The 18,846-nt window shown below is 45.8% G+C and carries 14 protein-coding genes; 6 read left to right on the top strand and 8 right to left on the bottom strand.

The window, feature by feature from the left end:
- Window positions 1-18: 18 nt before the first annotated feature.
- Genes INR79_RS05245 through INR79_RS05230 form a run of 4 tightly spaced genes read left to right on the top strand, consistent with a single transcriptional unit; the run spans window position 19 to window position 4,787 of the window.
- Window positions 19-1,629, top strand: a complete 1,611-nt coding sequence (locus INR79_RS05245) for a sugar ABC transporter ATP-binding protein (RefSeq protein ID WP_223096262.1) — start codon at window positions 19-21, stop codon at window positions 1,627-1,629.
- A complete protein-coding gene (locus tag INR79_RS05240) occupies window positions 1,619-2,563 on the top strand; it encodes an ABC transporter permease (RefSeq protein ID WP_022600513.1) in 945 nt (314 codons plus the stop codon). The genes INR79_RS05245 and INR79_RS05240 overlap by 11 nt, the downstream gene beginning before the upstream one ends.
- A 25-nt stretch (window positions 2,564-2,588) precedes the next feature.
- Window positions 2,589-3,644, top strand: coding sequence for a sugar phosphate isomerase/epimerase family protein (locus INR79_RS05235; RefSeq protein WP_223096260.1), 1,056 nt, complete (start codon window positions 2,589-2,591; stop codon window positions 3,642-3,644).
- 9 nt (window positions 3,645-3,653) lie between these two features.
- Window positions 3,654-4,787 (top strand): Gfo/Idh/MocA family protein, encoded by a 1,134-nt coding sequence (locus INR79_RS05230; protein ID WP_223096258.1) that lies wholly within the window; start codon window positions 3,654-3,656, stop codon window positions 4,785-4,787.
- A gap of 4 nt (window positions 4,788-4,791) precedes the next feature.
- Here INR79_RS05230 and INR79_RS05225 read toward each other — a convergent pair whose 3' ends face one another.
- From INR79_RS05225 to INR79_RS05205, 5 genes are all read right to left on the bottom strand, one after another.
- Window positions 4,792-5,910, bottom strand: coding sequence for a Gfo/Idh/MocA family protein (locus tag INR79_RS05225; protein WP_223096255.1), 1,119 nt, complete (start codon window positions 5,908-5,910; stop codon window positions 4,792-4,794).
- A gap of 35 nt (window positions 5,911-5,945) precedes the next feature.
- Window positions 5,946-6,725: an ATP-binding cassette domain-containing protein gene (locus INR79_RS05220; protein ID WP_223096254.1), complete on the bottom strand. Its 780-nt coding sequence runs from the start codon at window positions 6,723-6,725 to the stop codon at window positions 5,946-5,948.
- On the bottom strand, window positions 6,725-7,705 hold the full coding sequence (locus INR79_RS05215; protein ID WP_022550011.1) for an ABC transporter permease: 981 nt from the start codon (window positions 7,703-7,705) through the stop codon (window positions 6,725-6,727). Before INR79_RS05215 ends, INR79_RS05220 begins: the two co-directional genes overlap by 1 nt.
- Before the next feature lie 72 nt (window positions 7,706-7,777).
- Window positions 7,778-8,767 (bottom strand): substrate-binding domain-containing protein, encoded by a 990-nt coding sequence (locus INR79_RS05210; RefSeq protein ID WP_223096253.1) that lies wholly within the window; start codon window positions 8,765-8,767, stop codon window positions 7,778-7,780.
- A 108-nt stretch (window positions 8,768-8,875) separates the two neighbouring features.
- Window positions 8,876-9,892, bottom strand: coding sequence for a LacI family DNA-binding transcriptional regulator (locus tag INR79_RS05205; RefSeq protein WP_022550009.1), 1,017 nt, complete (start codon window positions 9,890-9,892; stop codon window positions 8,876-8,878).
- Window positions 9,893-10,188: 296 nt separating this feature from the next.
- Here INR79_RS05205 and INR79_RS05200 point away from each other — a divergent pair, with 296 nt between their 5' ends.
- Window positions 10,189-11,220 (top strand): hydroxyacid dehydrogenase, encoded by a 1,032-nt coding sequence (locus INR79_RS05200; RefSeq protein ID WP_262415382.1) that lies wholly within the window; start codon window positions 10,189-10,191, stop codon window positions 11,218-11,220.
- 71 nt (window positions 11,221-11,291) lie between these two features.
- Here INR79_RS05200 and INR79_RS05195 read toward each other — a convergent pair whose 3' ends face one another.
- Together INR79_RS05195 and INR79_RS05190 are read right to left on the bottom strand one after the other, a co-directional pair.
- The gene (locus INR79_RS05195) at window positions 11,292-12,992 is read right to left on the bottom strand and encodes an O-antigen ligase family protein (RefSeq protein ID WP_223096252.1); all 1,701 of its coding nucleotides are present in this window, start codon (window positions 12,990-12,992) and stop codon (window positions 11,292-11,294) included.
- 37 nt (window positions 12,993-13,029) lie between these two features.
- Window positions 13,030-16,377 carry a hypothetical protein gene (locus INR79_RS05190; protein WP_223096251.1) on the bottom strand — a complete coding sequence of 1,116 codons (3,348 nt, stop codon included), beginning with the start codon at window positions 16,375-16,377 and terminating at the stop codon, window positions 13,030-13,032.
- 332 nt (window positions 16,378-16,709) lie between these two features.
- Between INR79_RS05190 and INR79_RS05185 the strand changes: the two genes are divergently transcribed.
- Window positions 16,710-17,435 (top strand): winged helix-turn-helix domain-containing protein, encoded by a 726-nt coding sequence (locus INR79_RS05185; RefSeq protein ID WP_223096250.1) that lies wholly within the window; start codon window positions 16,710-16,712, stop codon window positions 17,433-17,435.
- Between the two features lie 116 nt (window positions 17,436-17,551).
- Here INR79_RS05185 and fabB read toward each other — a convergent pair whose 3' ends face one another.
- Window positions 17,552-18,763 (bottom strand): beta-ketoacyl-ACP synthase I, encoded by a 1,212-nt coding sequence (fabB, locus tag INR79_RS05180; RefSeq protein ID WP_022589744.1) that lies wholly within the window; start codon window positions 18,761-18,763, stop codon window positions 17,552-17,554.
- Window positions 18,764-18,846: the final 83 nt, after the last annotated feature.

Here is an 18,846-nt window from a genome sequence, read left to right as displayed (position 1 = left end):
AGCTAATAAGGAGTGCGTGTGGTAAGCGATACCAATACAGATAATCCCCCTCAACACGATGAGGGGCTAGCTGTTGAAATGCAGGGAATCAGCAAATTCTTTGGTGGAGTAAAAGCGCTGGTCGACGTTGACTTTGAACTCAAATCAGGCGAGATACATGCCTTGCTCGGAGGAAACGGGGCGGGTAAATCCACAATCTTAAAGATTCTGAACGGGGTCCACACGCCAGATAAAGGAAGTGTAAAAGTTCATGGCATGCCTGTATCGAGCTTCTCTCCTCAGACTGCGCGAGATGCTGGTATCGCCATGATTTATCAGGAAATGAGTTTGGTCCCGACCTTAACGGTGGCTCAGAACGTCTTTTTAAATAGAGAGATAAAAGGGGCAACTGGTTTGGTAGATGATGAGTCAGCCGAAAAAGAAACTCGAAAACTGTTTGATTTGCTTGAAGTGGATATCGATCCGACCGCGTTGGTTGAGGATTTGGGCGCAGGGCAAAAGCAGTTAACGGAAATCGTGAAAGCCATTTCTCAGAACGCCAGAATACTGATTCTTGACGAGCCTTCTACTGCACTTTCTGTCGAAGACGTTGAACGCCTGTTTTCGTTTCTGAATAAGCTGCAACAGGATGGCGTTTCAATCATCTATGTTTCACACCGGATGGACGAAATTTCTCGTATCGCAGACAGAGCCACAATTTTCCGAGATGGCAGGCATATTATCAGTGCGCCTATCTCAGAACTTCCGATCGACACCATTATTGAACACATTGTGGGTCAGAAATCTTTTGGTTTATCCGACATTAGCTATGAAAAGCAGCAAACTGGCGAAACCTTGTTAGAGCTGAACAAGGTATCCGGAAAAATCAAACCTCGTAATGTCACCCTTAAACTGGCGAAAGGGGAAGTCGTCGGGTTGGCGGGCTTATTGGGTTCCGGGCGCTCTTCTCTTGCCAGACTGCTGTTTGGGTTAGAATCCACTTACAACGGAGAAATGAAGATCAAAGAACGTCCTACTAAGATTTCCAGCCCGGAAGAAGCAATAGCATCTGGTATTGCTTTGGTGCCGGAGGCGAGAGCAACACAGGGGATCATTGCCTCGCATTCGGTCAAAACTAATCTCACTTTGGCAACGTTAAATGAAATCGCTCGTCGGTCTTTTATTAGTGATGTGCAGGAAAGCACTTATTCAAATGAACAAATCACCGGTCTGTCGATAAAAACTGAATCCGAAAACAGCTTGGTATCTACTCTTTCTGGAGGAAATCAGCAAAAGGTCGTGATAGGGAAATGGCTGGCAACCGACCCAGATCTGTTGATTCTGGATGAGCCAACTGCTGGCATCGACATAGGTTCAAAATCCGAGATCATTCTTCTGATTCGCCAACTGGCGAAAGCTGGCAAAACGATATTGATGATTTCATCGGAGCTGAGTGAATTGCTGTCTGCCTGCGACCGATTTGTCGTCATGTCAGAAGGAGAAATCACAGGTGACTACCCAAGAGACACCATTTTTAACGATGAATTATCGAAGTCAAATACCCTCCACCAGCTTCAGGCAGCTGAACAAAAACTGCAACTGATTATCCAGCAAGCCATTTCAGAACAGGGGGTACGCCATGTTAGTTAAAAAGAATTTGCTGACCAACTGGCGGCAGAACATCATTTACATTGGTTTCGTCATCATTTTCCTGATTTTTTCCGTCACCTTAAGTGACCGAGGATTTTTAGACCCCAATAACCTTCTCAATATTGTTCGGCAGACAGCCATGATCGCCATTATGGCCATCGCAATGACGTTCGTACTCTCCTCAGGAGAAATCGACTTATCCGTCGGGGCGGTCGCCGGGCTCACTTCAGTCACCGTGGCAATGGCAATTGATGTTGGAGGCATAGGGTTTGGTTTATTGGCAGGGTTGGCAACGGGCATTGCTGTTGGGGTGTTTAACGGGTTACTGACCACCAAGATTGGTATTCCATCATTCCTGACCACTTTAGCCATGATGGGGATAGCCAAAGGTATTGCCATGTGGATCAGCGACACTGCCGCGGTGCCTATCATATCTCCCACTTATACCTGGCTGTTTGGCAGTGGGTCCATTGGCATTGTTCCCGTCCTGTTAATCTGGACTTTGGTCTTTGCGGTTATCGGTCACATCGTTTTAAAACGAACCACATTCGGGCGGCGGGTTCTCGCAACTGGCGGAAGTGAAACGGCTGCACGTTATTCGGGTATCAACACCAAATCCGTCAAATTCCGGGTATTGGTTATCTCATCTCTCGCCGCAGCAATGGCAGGCATGTTGTACGCAGGTCGACTTCATTCAGGAAGGTTTCAGTTAGGTGAAGGAGATGAACTGTCGGTCATTGCTGCCGCCGTCCTTGGAGGAACCAGTCTTTTTGGCGGCATGGGCACAGTCATCGGGACGGTTGTTGGCGCCTTGATGATTGGGTTGATAAACAACGGATTGATTCTGATGGGGCTGGAATTTAGCCAGCAACTGATTGCGCGCGGCGCCATCATTATTCTCGCCGTCGCACTGAGTAGGAAGTCTCAGGGATAACAGATCCTATCTTAAGGAGAAGCATATGGGTGCTATCAAAGGACCAGGCATTTTTCTCGCACAGTTCGCGGGTGAAAAACCGCCTTTCAATACACTAGAGAACATCACGAAATGGGCGGCTTCACTCGGGTATAAAGGCGTACAGATTCCAACCTTTGTCCCACACCTTTTCGATCTGGAAACTGCTGCGACCAGCCAGACCTACTGCGATGACATAGCAGGTGTATGTGCTGAATCCGGAGTCGAAATTACCGAACTCTCGACCCATCTTCAGGGGCAGCTCATTGCGGTCAACCCAGCTTACGACAAGATGTTTGATGGATTTGCACCGTCAGAGGTGAAAGGCAAAACGAAAGAGCGTACTCAGTGGGCAACAGACCAACTCATGATGGCGGCTAAGGCGAGTCAGCGCTTAGGATTAAACACATCGGTCTCGTTCAGCGGTTCACTGGCATTTCCTTACTTTTACCCTTGGCCTCAGAGACCTCAGGGGCTCATTAATGAAGCTTTTTCAGAGCTGGCAAAGCGCTGGAAGCCCATTCTGGATGAGTATGAGAATTGCGGAGTTGATCTTGGGTTTGAGATCCACCCTGGAGAAGACCTGTTTGATGGCGCTACATTCGAAATGTTTCTCGACCATCTGAATCAGCACCCAAGGGCTCAAATCACCTATGACCCATCCCATTTTTTACTTCAGCAACTGGACTACCTAGCGTTTATCGATCTTTATCATGAGCGTATCTGCGCGTTTCACGTTAAAGATGCAGAATTTAACCCGGACGGACGACAAGGGGTCTATTCCGGCTATCAGGACTGGAGTAATCGAGCGGGTCGTTTTCGTTCAGTCGGTGATGGTCAGATAGACTTTAGCGCCATTTTTTCCAAACTGACCCAATACGGATTCAACAGCTGGGCTGTGCTGGAATGGGAATGCTGCATAAAGTCCAGCGAGCAAGGCGCGGCAGAAGGTGCCCCGTTTATCGCAAGGCACATCATTCAAACCTCAGAACATGCTTTTGACGATTTCGCCTCTAGTGATGTAGATAAAAACATGCTGAAAAGCATACTTGGGATTGATTAGGAGATGGATATGAGCAAGAAAGTCATCCGCATGGGCATGGTTGGCGGCGGGACGGATGCCTTTATTGGTCAGGCTCACCGCACCGCAGCAAGAATCGACGGAAGATACGACTTTTGTGCAGGAGCATTGTCCTCTACAGCTGAAAAAAGCTTAACATCTGGCATCGCTCTGGGGTTAGATGAAGATCGCATCTACCCCAATTACAAGGTGATGGCTGAGCGGGAATCACTCAGATCAGACGGCATTGACGTGGTGGTAGTTGTCACACCTAATCATCTGCATTTTGAGGTTTCTAAGGTATTTCTGGAACATGGGATTCACGTTATTTGCGATAAACCCCTGACCTCTCGTCCAAAAGATGCCATTCCTTTTTATCACACGGTTATGTCTTCCAAAGCGCATTTCATGCTGACCCACAACTACACGGGATACCCGATGGTCAGAGAGGCAAAGCGAATTGTCTCAAGCGGCGAGTTGGGAAAAATACGGGTGATACAGATGGAGTACGTTCAGGGCTGGTTGGCTAAAGACTCAGAAAAAGGAAAGCAGGCAGCGTGGAGGCTCGACCCAGAAAAAGCGGGAATTGGGGGCAGCATCGGAGACATTGGCACCCACGCACTGCAGCTTGCTGAGTTCGTCACAGGGAAAAAAGCGTTATCTGTTTCCGCAGACCTCACCGCCTTCGGCACTGGTCGCGCTCTGGATGACAATGCACATATTCTGTTTCGGTTTGAGGATGAAATCAGAGGCATGATGTGGACCAGCCAGATTGCCATTGGATATGACAATGGACTTCAGTTGCGAATAGTTGGAGAAAAAGGCAGCCTGACGTTTCATCAGGAGAGCCCTAACCAACTAGTCGTCTCCTGCCTCGATGAGCCATCACAAGTGATCGTGAAAGGCGGAAACCGTTTCGAAGGAGCAGCTCGCGTTCCGGCAGGACACCCAGAGGGGTATCTGGAGGCGTTTTCTCAGCTGTATTCTGACTTTGCAGACTGGCGGCTTGGTCTCGTCAGCCAAAAGCCTGACATTCCGGGTATTGTTGAAGGAGTGAGAGGGATGGCATTTGTAGAAGCGGCGAGATCTTCATCCATCAATGATAGTCGCTGGTTTAAGGTGTCAGATTTTACTGAGCAAGGCTGAATTTCTACAATGTATCCAATGTCTTCCAGGCACCATCTTCATTTGACGATTCCACTGCGGCTTCAATAAAACATAACCCTCTGACACCTTCATCCACCCCGGGAATATCGGGTTTCTGCGCTGAGCTGCTAAGAAACCAGTCAGCAAAATCTGAATAAAGCCTTGAAAAGGCTTCCAGATACCCTTCAGGATGACCAGCGGGGATACGTGCAAAACCTTCAAATCCCGCTCCACCTTTCACGCGTTTCTGGGTGGGCTGGTCAATCAGGGTCACCTGCAGTTCATTAGGTCTTTCCTGATGGAAGATCAAACTGCCTTTCTCTCCCATGACTCTGAGCTGCAGACCGTTATCGAAACCGACCGCTATCTGGCTTGCCCACATCATGCCTTTAACTTCATCTTCAAACTTGAACAGAATATGAGCGTTATCATCCAGCTGGCGATCAGCACCAAAGCTGGTGAGATCAGCAGATAAAGACTGCGCCTTTTTGCCTGTCACAAACTCTGCTAACTGCAAGGCGTGCGTTCCTATATCTCCGATGCTGCCGCCTTTGCCAGAAGTTGCGGGGTTGAGTCGCCACTTCGCCTGTTTTCCATTCTCAGAATCTTTCGCCAGCCATCCTTGTACGTACTCCATCTGGATAACGCGGACGTTTCCAATCTCACCGCTTTCAACTATTCGCTTGGCTTCCCGAATCATTGGGTACCCTGAGTAGTTGTGGGTCAGCATGAAGAAGACTTCAGAAGACAGTACGAGCTGACGAAATGCCACAGCGTCACTTAATGTCGATGTTAAAGGCTTATCACAAATGACATGGATACCCTGTTCAATAAACGCTTTGGAGACGTCGTAATGCAGATGATTTGGAGTGGCAACGACGACCACATCAATGCCGTCTTCTCTTTGAGATTCTTGCTCTGCCATGACTTTGTAGTCGGAATAGATTCGGGATTCTTCCAGCCCCAAAGCTTTGCCCGACTCTAAACTGCGCTCTGGGGTAGAGGAAAGCACACCAGCATAAAACTCGTATCGCCCGTCTATGCGAGCTGCAACGCGGTGCGCCTCTCCAATCAGGGCGTCCTTACCACCGCCAACCATGCCCATACGTATTCTTTTTTCCATTTCTCACTCCTTTCTTCGGCACGTTTTGTTAGGGTCTAGGCACTTTCATGCGCCGCGGCTTCCTCGATATGTTCGCCGCTGTCACCCACAATGGCACTGACGATTTCACTCATGCTGGTTGTCTCTGTGTGCAGTTCTTTTGCGACCACACCCTGACGCAATACCACCACGCGATCTGTCACGCTTAGGACATCATTAAGTCTGTGAGAAATGAGGATCACAGAAACCCCTTCTTCCTTGAGTTTGCGGATCAGATTCAGCACACTCTGCACTTCTTTCACCGCCAGCGCGGCTGTCGGTTCGTCCATGATGACAATTCGAGGGTTAAAGGTCAGTGCTCGGGCAATAGCAACGGTTTGCTGCTGACCACCAGAAAATGCGCCAACTGATCGCTGAATATCGGGCAGATGCGCTCCTAGCCGGTCAATCATCAGTTGGGATTGCGCGTTCATTTCTGCTTTGTCTATCAACCTCGGTCCCCAGCCAAACAGACGCTTAGTGGGTTCCCTGCCTAAAAAGATATTGCTAGCGACATCCTGCTGTTTGGCAAGAGCCAGATCCTGATAGATCATTTCTATCCCTAACTCGCGCCTCTCTCCCGGCGTTTTTCCGTTTATAGGCGTACCATCAAGCGTGATGCTGCCATCGTTTTCTTTATAGATACCGGTGATGGTTTTCATCAGCGTGGACTTACCTGCCCCGTTATCTCCCACCAGCCCGACGACTTCGCCAGCGTGGATGTCCAGATCGACACCATGCAGAACCTGCACTGCACCGAAGTGCTTTTTCACTCCCTGTAATCTAAGAAGACTCATTATTTACTCTCCTTTGATTGATACTGATCGACGAAGACGGCAAAAATCAGTACTGCGCCTATGGCCATCTGTTGGTAGTAGCTTTGCACCGCAAGCAGGTTGAGACCGTTTTGCAGCACCCCCATTATCAGAGCCCCAATCAGAGTGCCCAGAATCGAACCTCTGCCACCAAACAAGTTGGTGCCCCCAATAATGGCGGCGGTAATCGCGGTAAGTTCATAGCTCAACCCGGCAGTTGGGTCGCCCGAGTTCACCCTTGCCATAAAAATCAGACCGGCAACGGCAGCCAGAATGCCAGACAGCGTATAAAGGGTGATTCGCAGTCTGGATACGTTGATACCAGCAGTTTTTACTGCTTGTTCACTATCACCTAGTGCTAGCGTGTGGCGACCAAATCGGGTATACGCGAGTACGATGTGCATCGAAAATGCCAGAATAAGAAACAGCAGAGCGGGCATTGGGATACCAAAAGGTCTGCCTTGTCCAAGGTAAACCAGAAAATCTGGCAACCCGTAAACGACCCGACCATCAGTGATGACAAGTGCCAGGCCACGGGCAAGCCCCAGCATTCCCAGAGTGACAATGAAAGCGGGCACTTTCGCTCTGGTGACCAGAAACCCATTCACACCACCTGCCATTGCACCGGCGAGTAAACAACCAGCAATGCCAATCAGTGCGCTATCAAACATGACTGCCAAAGTCGCGCCAACCACACCACTTAGCCCCATTACAGAGCCTAGCGACAGGTCGAGCCCACCCGACCCGATCACAAAGGTGGCAGCAATAGCTAGCACACCAATGGTCGCCGTCGCCAAGATGATGTTCAGAAAGTTATCGACAGAAAGGAAATAGGGAGAAAGCGCGGTCATTACGACGCAGAGCCCTAAAAGAACGACCAACGATTCAAGTCTTACATGAAACCTGTCTACCGTTGTCTTTTGCCATCGAATCCAAAAATTAGAGGCATGCTCAGACTGCATGAAATACATCCTTGTTTTTCCAATTGAAAGTGACCCCGCACAGAGCCACTGTGCGCTGAACGGGGTAGTTATCTATTTAACAAATTCTAAAAGTGGTTCCTTACCGCTCTCCATGACTTCTTTCGTCAATACAAGCGTTGGGACGTGGATAACACTTTCTGTAGATTCTCCACTCATGATTTTCTTCACGCGTTCCACTGACTGCTTACCAACCAGATAAGGTAGCTGAGCAATCGACGCATTCAGGCGACCAGACTGGATCGATTTCACCGCATCCGAGTTACCATCTACACCGATAACTGTCACCTGACCGCCTTTCCCGGCTGCGTAAACAGATTCCACAGCACCTAATGCCATTCCGTCGTTTGCAGCAAAAATACCGACTAAGTCTGGATGACGAATCAGAATGTCATTAGTAATCGATGCCGCTTTACCACGGTCCCAGTCACCCGGCAGGCTCGCAACCACTTTCAATCCTGGAGCAATCGACTTGAGCTTATCGGTGAAACCATTCACGCGTTTTTGACCAGTAATGTTGCCTGACAGCCCTTCAATGACGAGTACCGCACCTTTCGCATCCGAACCCAGTTGTTCTGTCAGGTACTGAGCGGCTTGCTGACCAGCAGCGATGTTGTCGGAACCTATCTGGAATGCGATATCGATTTTGGCTCGCTTGAGGATGTCTGGGTCTAAGTTACCGTCCAGATCGACCACCGGAATACCGCGCTCCTGCGCTTTAGAAAGGCATGGCAATAAGTTGGTGGAGTTAATTGCCGCAGTGATCAAAGCACTGGGTTTTCTTTGCAACATGGTATTACACACGTTGAGCTGAGATTCCGCCGCCTGATCACTTTCAACAGCCTGAATGAAGTAAGGCGTGCCGGATGATTTTGCCGCATCCTCTACCCCTTGTCCCATGGCTCCCCAGAATGGGTTAGAAAGCGTTTTCATCAGTACGCCAACTTCCCCATCTGCATAAGCTAAGGGTGAGCTAATGGCTACCGAAAGTGCTGAAAAACAAAAAATAAATCGGTTTATTTTTTTGAATTTACTGAATTGCATAATTCACTCCTTCGAGATTAGGAGCGTGCATTAATGTGTACATCGCTCCGGACTTCCTAGTCTTGATCATCTGATTCTCAGATAACCGGCTTGATACCTCTGCTAATGTTACTGCTCCACCTTTTTGGTAGACTCCCTAAAAACGACATCGCAATGCTCCATTACCGCAGTTGCTGACGTGTTTAAACCTTCAATTCTGTTAAATAACGCGCCAATTGCACGCTTGGCAATAAGCTCAACGGGCTGAATAACAGCCGACACTGACGGGTAAGTCACTTGCATCCACTCCGCATCATCAAACCCGATTAACCCAATATCATCAGGGCAATGTATATGTTTGCGCCGAAACTCGGTTAGGGTCATCAATGTGCTTTTTGCAAACAGTGAATACATGGCACTGGGCTTTTTATCGTCCAGATATTCACTCAGGGTTTGTTTTAGCTCGCCAATGTCTTCGGGAAGAATGAGATCGACCGTCACTTTTTCATTCCAGTTACGAGTCACCGACAAGAACCCTTCTACCCTTCTTTTTGTCGTCGCCCTGTCTCTGTTAATCCCAACAACGGCAATGTGCCTGTGCCCGTCTTCACATAACTTTTGTGCGACTTGTTTACTTGCACTTACGTCATCGACACTGACGGTATCAAACGTTTTGTTTTCGGTAACACGGTCAATCAGTACCGCATCTATGTCGGATTTTTCCAGCATTACAGATCCCATACCTTGTTCGCTGGTGACTGGCGCTAACACGATCCCCGCTACACGCCAGTCCTCTAACCGCTCAATCAGGTGCTGCTCGCGCGACTCACATTCGTTGCTCGACATCGCAACCATGGTGTAACCGCGCTTCTCCACATACCTTTCGAGGTTTGCCACAAGGTTCGAGAAAAATTCACCTGCCAGTTCAGGGACAACAACACCAATAATTCGACGCTTTTCCCGTCTCATGTCCGATGCCATCGGATCAGGTCGATACCCCAGAACCTCGATGGCATTGTTAATTCGCTCCACGTTAGCTTTTTTCACAGTTGTTACGCCATGAAGCACTTTAGAGACCGTGGCCGGAGATACCGATGCCATTTTCGCAACGTCGTAAATTGATGGTCTTTTCTTCGATGGGGGCATGCATAATCCTTTGCTGATATCTCTATTATTCTCTTCGAACCATCTTAAACTCTGAACGCAGAACCTCAAAAATAAATCGATTTACTTTTTTATCATTTGGGTTAAATTATAACCAAACAAACCAAAAGTAAATCGATTTATTTTCATTTTTTACAATTTTGCAACAAGCAGCTTTCTTCTATGATTTGAGTGTGCATGGATTCCACTGATTCATTTTTCCGGGGATAGCTGCTTATTAACCCAATGTTTTTTAACAAGCTTGGGCAGTTTTAATTTAACGGTTAAAGGAAATGGATATGACGCTAGATAACCGCCCCCTCATCGTGAGCGCACCTTACCCCAGAACACTGGATTTGATTTTCTCACCTGAACGAAAAGCTCAGCTCTTTGAACAATACAGAATTCTTGAGATGGAAAGTGAGGACGTGAATGACCTCAACGATGACATCATTTCCGAGATCACCTACATCATTGGTCAGCCCCCACTGGACGAGCAATTCATTCAGAAGGCGTCAAAATTACGCTGCATTTTTAACGTCGAGAGTAACCTTATCGATAACATGCCCTACCCCCTGCTATTCGAAAGGGGGATTCATGTCGTCACAACGGGTCAGGTATTCGCACTTCCCGTAGCTGAACTAGGGGTAGCAATCGCTTTAGCGTTGAAAAGAGATCTGATTAACGCCGACCTGATGTTCAGAGAAGGTAATGAACTTTGGGGAGGCGACGGAAACGCCAATGCCAGTCTGCTATCGGGCGCTACCGTCGGAATCATTGGTTTTGGTGATTTAGGCAAAGCACTCAATCAACTGCTTAAAGGATTTCGGGCGAAAGTTCAGTCCTATGATCCATGGTTACCGGAATCTCTTCTTAAAGAACACGAAGTCGCACCCGCTGATCTGGATACGTTGCTATCAACAAGTGATGTGATTTTTGTTGTTGCCTCCGTAACCAGCGAGAACCAACATTTTCTGAATAAGAGTGCTTTCAGCAAGATGAAAGCAGGCTCCGCGTTTATTCTTCTCAGCCGGGCTAACATCGTCAATTTTGAAGATTTGATGGACGCTGTTGAGTCAAAACACATCGTCGCAGCCAGTGATGTGTTCCCTGAAGAACCCCTACCGTTAGACCACCCAGTTCGCAACCTGGATGGCTTTGTCCGCTCCGCCCACCGAGCAGGCGCTTTAGATGTCGCGTTTCTCAACATGGGTGAAATGGTCATGGAGGATCTGAAGCTTCTCGACCAGAACTTACCCCCACAAAGATGCAAACGCGCCGAACGCGAAACCGTTTCAAGAATGCGCTCAAAGCCCGTGACGACGAACTAGATTCTGACTATTAGCCCTAAAAAAACCGGTCTCAATTGAGACCGGTATTCATTAAGACTTGCTCAACAAAATCAATGAATTACAGATCGCTTAGCTTGTTCCCTGGCTCGACACTCAAGCGCTTTACTCATTAGTGCGTTTGCATCAGTATAGCTAGGGTAATGGTTAAGAAGACCACTAAGCGTTTTGACAGCTTGCGAGCACTGGCGATTGTATATCAATAGTTGGCTATAGAAGTACCTGCCATAAATATGGTGTGGATTTAAAGATAAAAATTTCTCAGACGCCCAAAGTGCTGAGTTCAAGTCTTGAAAATCTCGAAAGTTCATTCGTGCGAGATCAAGCCAGGCGACTTCATTCCCTGGGTAAATTGCGACTGATTTTTCTAGTTTTTCAACATCACGCTGCAGCATTCCTTGGTAATGATAAAAGTGCGAAGTTACAGACGTAACGCTCAGAACAGGTATAGATAAAATGAGTAAAACCCATTTCCTAGAATGATTCACATTTTGTGTTGTTTCGGATACAGGTTCTGTTTTCATAAGTGAAGCAAACAAAAGAATCGAAAACAGATAGCTCATTGGAGATAAAAAAACCTGACTAAGAAGTGAGTGCGTTAATACAGCAAAAACACTAATAAAAACCCAATCATGATGGGGTTGGTTCCATGCCAACACTAGCGCTTTCCACGAAACCCATAGATAGATAGCCATAAACAACGTTCCGCCAATCCATCCTAATTCGGTAAACACCTTGGCGAGAAAGTTATGCGGCGTTTTTAAAATCTGTCTCTCATTAACATAGTCTGAACCTAACTCTGTTCCAGCTTTCGCATATTCTGGGTGAACAAACTCAAAATTGTTTGAACCAACCCCAAAAGGATTATCCAACAACATATCCCAGCTGTTTCGTAACATATTTAAACGAGGTTGGTAACTTTCTAATGGTGCTTCAATCGCAGCAACGGATTGCGACACACTTTTTGGTAGAATAGAGTTATCCATCAAAGAAACTAACCCTAAAAGGATTATCACGTAACCTACTCTTCCCACCCTCTTGTTTTTATAGGCATGCGTTCTGAATCTCTTCCAAATACTTAGAAGTACAAAGATCACACTACCCATACCCAACGCAATAATAGTAGTTCGAATATGTGAAACATTTAGCACATATAGAACCCCAACTAAGGCTAAAGCTGAAATCAGGATAAGTATTGGATTTTTACTATTTCTCAAAAGGAAAAAAATCAATGCCGGAATCCATATATTGAATATATGCCCCGCATTATTGGTAAAACCAATGGGTGTAAATGCTCCATTGTCGTATGGAACATCAAGCCAACGCTCAGCAATAAACACTATGACAAACAAGCAGGCGGATAAAATAGAAGTTAAGAGTAAAAGCTGGATTCTTTGCTTTTGCGAGTAGCTCTTAACAAGGAGAGAAAAAGCAATACCGAACAAAACAAATCGCAGAAGAAACTCAACCCCAGCGTATATATGTTCAGCCCAAAAAAGGCTTGTGGCAATCCAGTAGATAGCCAGTAAAAACAAGGTGTTAATATATGAAGGTAATATTTTCACCTTTTCTCGATTAAAAAAAATAAATGCAGAAACAAAAATGTCTATAATCAGCCACTTGGGAACATCGTGGCTGTAGTAAAAGCTTCCCCAATGCGTATTAGTAGCTATAGCTGTCACGATAGGGAATAAAATAAAAAATACATGTGACGCTGGTCGGTTTGAATATCTGGAAAAAATATTTTTGATCATAAGGTAATGAAAGGGAGGTTTAACCTCCCTTACTCTCTTAGTGTCTGAATTCGACTATAAGCTTGATTTGATCAAGTTGAATACTCGAATCCCACTCGTATGAACTCGTATCGTCATTCATTGCCAACAGCTTTAGGATTGAGCCGTTGTACAAAGCGTTGTTAAGCGCATTTAGACCGAATTGGTTAAGCTGAGTCTCCACACTGTTACTATCATTTTTCCTTGGTAATACGGCGAAGCGACACTCTTCAACACCCTTTTGACATGCCTTGCCGTAAGTGCTGTTGACGTCTTCAAGTGAAATCGTCTCGTTTTGCTTACCCAGATAGATATGAGCGTCTGCACCGCTCCAACCGTTGTAAACCAGCTTGGCACTCGTCACTATAGAGCCTTGCGGTATCTGAGACAGGTCAAAGGCAAAGTAAGCACGAGTTTTTTCACCTGTAAACGTAGGATAACGCTTACTCCAGCTATTGTGGATACAGGCTCTTTCTTCTCCTGCACCAGGAGCGTATGGGTCAGTTGCGTATGGGTCAGTGATGATCCAGCAGTACCCCATTTGCCCATCAAAGCTTTGCATCGAGTCGAAAGTGATAGTTTCAGAAATGTATCGGGTTGTTTTATCTACAGTAACCAGAGGTACAACGAAATCACCAGCGGAGTCGTTACTCTTAAGAATGATCTTCGCTTTGCTCTTTGCCCAGTCAGAACCAGAATACGTTACTTCGATGTTTTCATACGCATTGAAATGTATCGGAGAGTAAAAGCGGTTTCTGTTGACAGACCAATCAGGAGAGGCAATATCGTTTTCACCAAGGACTTCTATAGAGTCGATCACTAGATCACTTTCACCAGAGTTACTTACCTTAATCAGGGTCTTGGCAGGATTTCCAGGTAATGCACTTTCTCTAACCTTTACAGCGGCACCATTGTTTTCAACACCGCGAATTCGGCGATCTACCTCAGCACTCACGGTTAAGTATGGCTGAGCACCATCCAGCACGACTTTACGAGTGTATGGTTTACCATAACCGGCAACACCCTCTGTATGATCTAAGAAAAACTCCATTGAAACAGGGCGACTTTTCAACACTGAATCATTGTCGAGATCCGGCAAGTTTTGCTCAGCTGAAACAGTATAAGAAATCGATTCCCATTTCTCTTGTGTTGCTGTAGGAGAGAATGGAATTTTGGTTGTAACGCGACCTAAATAGTCAGCTGATACTGATTTTCCGTAAGAGAAATTACCTTCACCTTTCAAATGAATATTTGCATATGGGACCACTTTTCCATGCGAGTCAACCACTTCAAAATTAACTCGAATCCAAGGACAGCCGCCTGAACCGGGCACACCACATGAGTAATCGAAATTCCAGAAACTAAAGTGTGAAACTTTACCTTCGTAGAAACCATCGACTAAAGTCGCCGTACCTTCTTGCTCCCATTTACCCGTTTCTTTATTCAAATGCCACAAAGGAAGAGTCGCAGGAGCCGTCAGTGGGTCAGCTACCGCCATCTTGATGGTTGCTTGCTTATCTGATGCTAACTTCACCTTTCGTGGAGGGTTTTCTGTCGTAGTCATCTCTGCGGCAATGATGCCATAAGAGATAATATCAACTTCTTCTGTTGCACCTTGATCATTCAAAACATAACCCGTGAAACCACCTGGAAATGTTTCGCTGAAAGTAGAATCTGAAGGGTTAATTGCGGAGTGAGACACCTTTACACGACCAGTATACTTAGAGCCATCCTCTAGTACTAATGCATCACTTGGAAATTCAATGCTGGCTATTCTGTCATTTCGTGGACCACTATCTACAACGGCGCCATCAGCTCCATTGATATAAGTATTTTCACTATTTATTAACCGCAATACCCCCATGTTCAGAACCTTTCCCGATTCAATAGAAATGGGCTCTAAAAAGGACATGTAATATGAATGAGCAATTTGTAATGCATAGTCTCCGCTTGGAATACCTTCCAAGTTGAACTCGCCAGAATCACGGTCAATTAGATTCGTGGCGTCGTATTGGTATTCAACTCCTGCGCTATTTGTCAGGGTTAAAGTGTAGTCATTTAGATAACCATTGTGTTTACCCGCTTTAACGAAACCAGTAAGCGAACCTTCATCTACAACACGTGCTTGGTTACCAGTGACTAAAAACTCATAGCTTGCTGAGCCACTTCGCTCTCCAGTAGGAGTAACACCTACAACGTCAACCCGGTAGTTTCCTGAGATGTATCGACCATAGTAATTTGTAGGTAGAGGTGATGTTGCAGAGTTGACTGTGAATGTAGAACCAACTTCAACCAATTGACCGTTCAAGTACCACGTCTTGATAACGTTGCCAAAATCAGCATCATCTTCAGGGACGTCAGCCGACAAAGTAAATTCAGTTGCTGAGTCAAAACCAAAGTGACCAGGGTAAGTGTCCGAATTCAATAATGCCAGAGGCAAAGCATTATTAATGTTCAACTCAATCCCAAGGTCGATGCTACCGATGCCTTTAACACCTTTTAACACTTGGTCAACTGTGGTTTCTTGTCCTTTCACAACGCGCACAGTTTCAGCAAAACCAGCAGCCAAGTGCACTTTGTTACCTGATGAGTCACCATCATGAACGGTGAAAACCAGTGCGTAGTAACCTGAATCAACTTCTTGAGGCACTGACATCGTCGCGACTAGAATGTCGGCGCTGGCTAAATCTGCTTCAACTTCAACTTCTAGATTTGAAACAACTGTCCCATCTGAAGATTGTAATGCCGCTGTCACGATTGGGTTTAACGCAATGTTTTTTGGCCAAGAAACCGAGAAGTCGAATCTTCCCTTTCCTTCTTCCATGGCTACTTCAACAATCGCTGCTGTCGTTTCATCAGCTCGGACATTGATATTTTGCTCACCGCGAGCAAATTCCACTCCACTTGCATCTTTTGCTACGACTGTAATCAACCATTCACCAGATAGAAGACCTTGGATTTGTCTTCCACCTCTTCCATTCACTTCGACTGAAAATGTTTCGTTTTCTGGTCCAACACCCGAAATAACGAATTTATCAAGATCTAAGTCTAGATTAGGTGCATTGGTCGTTGCTCCTTGTGGGGTGAGCTCACTTGAAGACGCACGAGATGCCGTTTCAGTACTAAAGGAGCTAAAGCTATTTTTTTCTCCATCGTTAGCACGTGAGATACCTTGGCTGACTTCAGTAGGAGTTGAACCAAATTGCCTAGAGTTAGTTTCATCTTTCATAACCAGATGAAGACTTCCTTTAGCGGAAGTATCACCAACAGCTTTATTACTACTGTCACCTCCACCGCCTCCACATGCAGTGATGACCATGGAGATCATCACTGCATATATTAAATAAAATATTCCTTTTTGTTTCATATTCGTACTCTCAATTGGCTAAAAATAAATTTCGAAAATGAATTCGAGGTTTAATTTCAAATTGCCAATGAAATATATACCTATGTAAAAGAAATGCTTTTTATATTTACAATATGTTACCTAGAGCATTTACAATGTGTTACTTTCAACTATTTACAATAAGAGGGAAATATATAAGAAGGCATATTATTTTTAGATATAGCTCTGTTTATTGTTCTAAATATTTGATGTTACATTCGGTTACTCAAGAAAACTGAATTCTCTTCCGTAATATGTGCGAGATGCCTAAGAATATTTACAACTAATTCACAGCATTTTTGGGGGAAGGCTTTATGAAATCGGATTTTGAGACTATACAATATAACGTGGCATACATCACCGACAGAAATTTTGGCAAGGAATCGACATCACATTATATAGAGAACATTAAGGTCAGCATGTATTTTACGTCTCTTGAAGATTTCAATGCAGAAATATTCAGAAATATTTCATTAATAAAAAATCTTAACTTAAGTGCTATTTTAATAGACAGAGCATTAACGTCGAGAACAGATTTAAATAAGATTAACCAGTTTATTCGAGAGATTGGAATTAGCTCTGTTATTATTTTTAGAGATAAGAGCAATGGCGCATCAATTATGAATTCCGGAGCAGACGACTTTCTTTTTCCTCCCTATTCACCGGAAGAACTGCTACTGAGAGTGGTTAATGTAATACAGAAACAATATCGTTCCAGCGTAAATTCAAACAACCATGTGAGTTTTGGCAAGTACTCTCTCCACTTAGAAACAAGAGAGCTGCGATCCAGACATTTCAATAGAACCCTAACGGATGGCGAGCATACTTTGCTGTTGCACCTAATCGGAAACCAAGGGAAGTTTTCATCTCGTGAAGAGCTGTCTTTAGCACTAGGGAAAAAACGACATCCTATGTCTAGTCGCTCTGTAGATATGCTGATAGGTAGATTGCGTAAAAAGATAGACGACAATCCCAAAATGCCGCAGTACATCGTTACGTCGAGGGGAAAAGGCTACATGCTGGTCAGGGAGCCAGAATAAAAAAACCGGTCTCAATTGAGACCGGTAAACTCCAGAACAAAAGGACTGAACCCCGCTCTCCTTGGGGAACTTTCCGCGTCTGTTCGGTTAGCAATGCCAACCAGCTCTGGAAACTCTTAGCCTTGGTACTTCTTCATCACCAAGGTTGCGTTTGTGCCGCCGAAACCAAAGCTGTTCGACATAACCGTATTCAGCTCTTGCTCACGCGTTTCAGTCACGATGTCCAGACCTTCTGCTGCTTCGTCCAGGTTTTCAACGTTGACGCTTGGTGCAACAAAGTTGTGGTGAAGCATTAGCGTTGTGTAGATCGCTTCATGTACACCCGCTGCGCCGAGTGCGTGACCAGTCATTGCTTTCGTTGCAGAAATAGCTGGGCTGTTGCCACCAAATACTTCTTGAATCGCACCTAGCTCTTTCACATCGCCAACAGGTGTAGAAGTACCGTGTGTGTTGATGTAATCAACACCATCAACGTCTTGCATTGCCATCTTCATACAACGCACTGCACCTTCACCAGAAGGCGCTACCATGTCGTAGCCATCTGAAGTTGCGCCGTAACCTACGATTTCACCATAGATAGTTGCGCCACGTGCTAGTGCATGCTCAAGTTCTTCGATAACAACCATACCGCCGCCACCAGAGATGATGAAACCATCACGGTCAGCATCGTAAGTACGAGACGCTTTTTCTGGCGTGTCGTTGTACTTAGTTGAAAGTGCACCCATCGCATCAAACATCATGGTCAGAGTCCAGTCCAGCTCTTCACCACCACCTGCGAATACGATGTCTTGTTTACCCAGTTGAATCAGCTCAAGCGCGTGACCAATACAGTGTGCAGAAGTTGCACATGCAGAACTCATTGAGTAGTTCACGCCGCGAATCTTGAACGGTGTTGCAAGACACGCTGAAACAGTTGAGGACATAGTACGAGGTACCATGTAAGGACCAATACGCTTAACGCCTTTTTCACGTAGTGTATCTACCGCTACCGCTTGGTTTAGCGACGATGCACCACCAGAACCCGCAACAATACCTGTGCGGTCGTTAGAAACCTGCTCTTCAGTCAAACCTGCATCTGCAATAGCCTGCTCCATCGAAAGGTATGCGTAAGCTGCAGCATCACCCATAAAGCGCATTTTTTTGCGGTCGATGTGCTCAGCAGGGTTGATTTTCAGATCACCCCACACCTGTGAACGCAGACCTTTTTCCTTGAACTGCTCAGATGCGTTGATGCCTGATTTACCCGCTTTCAATGACGCTAATACTTCTTCGACGTTGTTACCGATACTGGAGACAATACCCATACCAGTGATTACGGCTCGTTTCATGAGACATTCCTATAATTCAAAAATCCGTAGAATAATAACTAAGTTGCCACGCAAAAGTGGTCAGCTTTCCCAGAAATACGTAC

Origin of the sequence: Vibrio sp. SCSIO 43132 (assembly GCF_019904195.1) — a bacterium.
In the GTDB taxonomy this organism is placed as follows: domain Bacteria; phylum Pseudomonadota; class Gammaproteobacteria; order Enterobacterales; family Vibrionaceae; genus Vibrio; species Vibrio nigripulchritudo.
The sequence above is the reverse complement of the archived record's forward strand: the minus strand, read 5'-3'. Positions and strand labels throughout refer to the sequence as shown.

Bases quoted from the DNA above. Each gene is read 5' to 3' on its own strand.
- INR79_RS05240 (WP_022600513.1), top strand. From the start codon at position 1,619: ATGTTAGTTAAAAAGAATTTGCTGACCAACTGGCGGCAGAACATCATT.
- INR79_RS05235 (WP_223096260.1), top strand. From the start codon at position 2,589: ATGGGTGCTATCAAAGGACCAGGCATTTTTCTCGCACAGTTCGCGGGT.
- INR79_RS05230 (WP_223096258.1), top strand. From the start codon at position 3,654: ATGAGCAAGAAAGTCATCCGCATGGGCATGGTTGGCGGCGGGACGGAT.
- INR79_RS05225 (WP_223096255.1), bottom strand. From the start codon at position 5,910: ATGGAAAAAAGAATACGTATGGGCATGGTTGGCGGTGGTAAGGACGCC.
- INR79_RS05220 (WP_223096254.1), bottom strand. From the start codon at position 6,725: ATGAGTCTTCTTAGATTACAGGGAGTGAAAAAGCACTTCGGTGCAGTG.
- INR79_RS05215 (WP_022550011.1), bottom strand. From the start codon at position 7,705: ATGCAGTCTGAGCATGCCTCTAATTTTTGGATTCGATGGCAAAAGACA.
- INR79_RS05210 (WP_223096253.1), bottom strand. From the start codon at position 8,767: ATGCAATTCAGTAAATTCAAAAAAATAAACCGATTTATTTTTTGTTTT.
- INR79_RS05205 (WP_022550009.1), bottom strand. From the start codon at position 9,892: ATGCCCCCATCGAAGAAAAGACCATCAATTTACGACGTTGCGAAAATG.
- INR79_RS05200 (WP_262415382.1), top strand. From the start codon at position 10,189: ATGACGCTAGATAACCGCCCCCTCATCGTGAGCGCACCTTACCCCAGA.
- INR79_RS05195 (WP_223096252.1), bottom strand. From the start codon at position 12,992: ATGATCAAAAATATTTTTTCCAGATATTCAAACCGACCAGCGTCACAT.
- INR79_RS05190 (WP_223096251.1), bottom strand. From the start codon at position 16,377: ATGAAACAAAAAGGAATATTTTATTTAATATATGCAGTGATGATCTCC.
- INR79_RS05185 (WP_223096250.1), top strand. From the start codon at position 16,710: ATGAAATCGGATTTTGAGACTATACAATATAACGTGGCATACATCACC.
- fabB (WP_022589744.1), bottom strand. From the start codon at position 18,763: ATGAAACGAGCCGTAATCACTGGTATGGGTATTGTCTCCAGTATCGGT.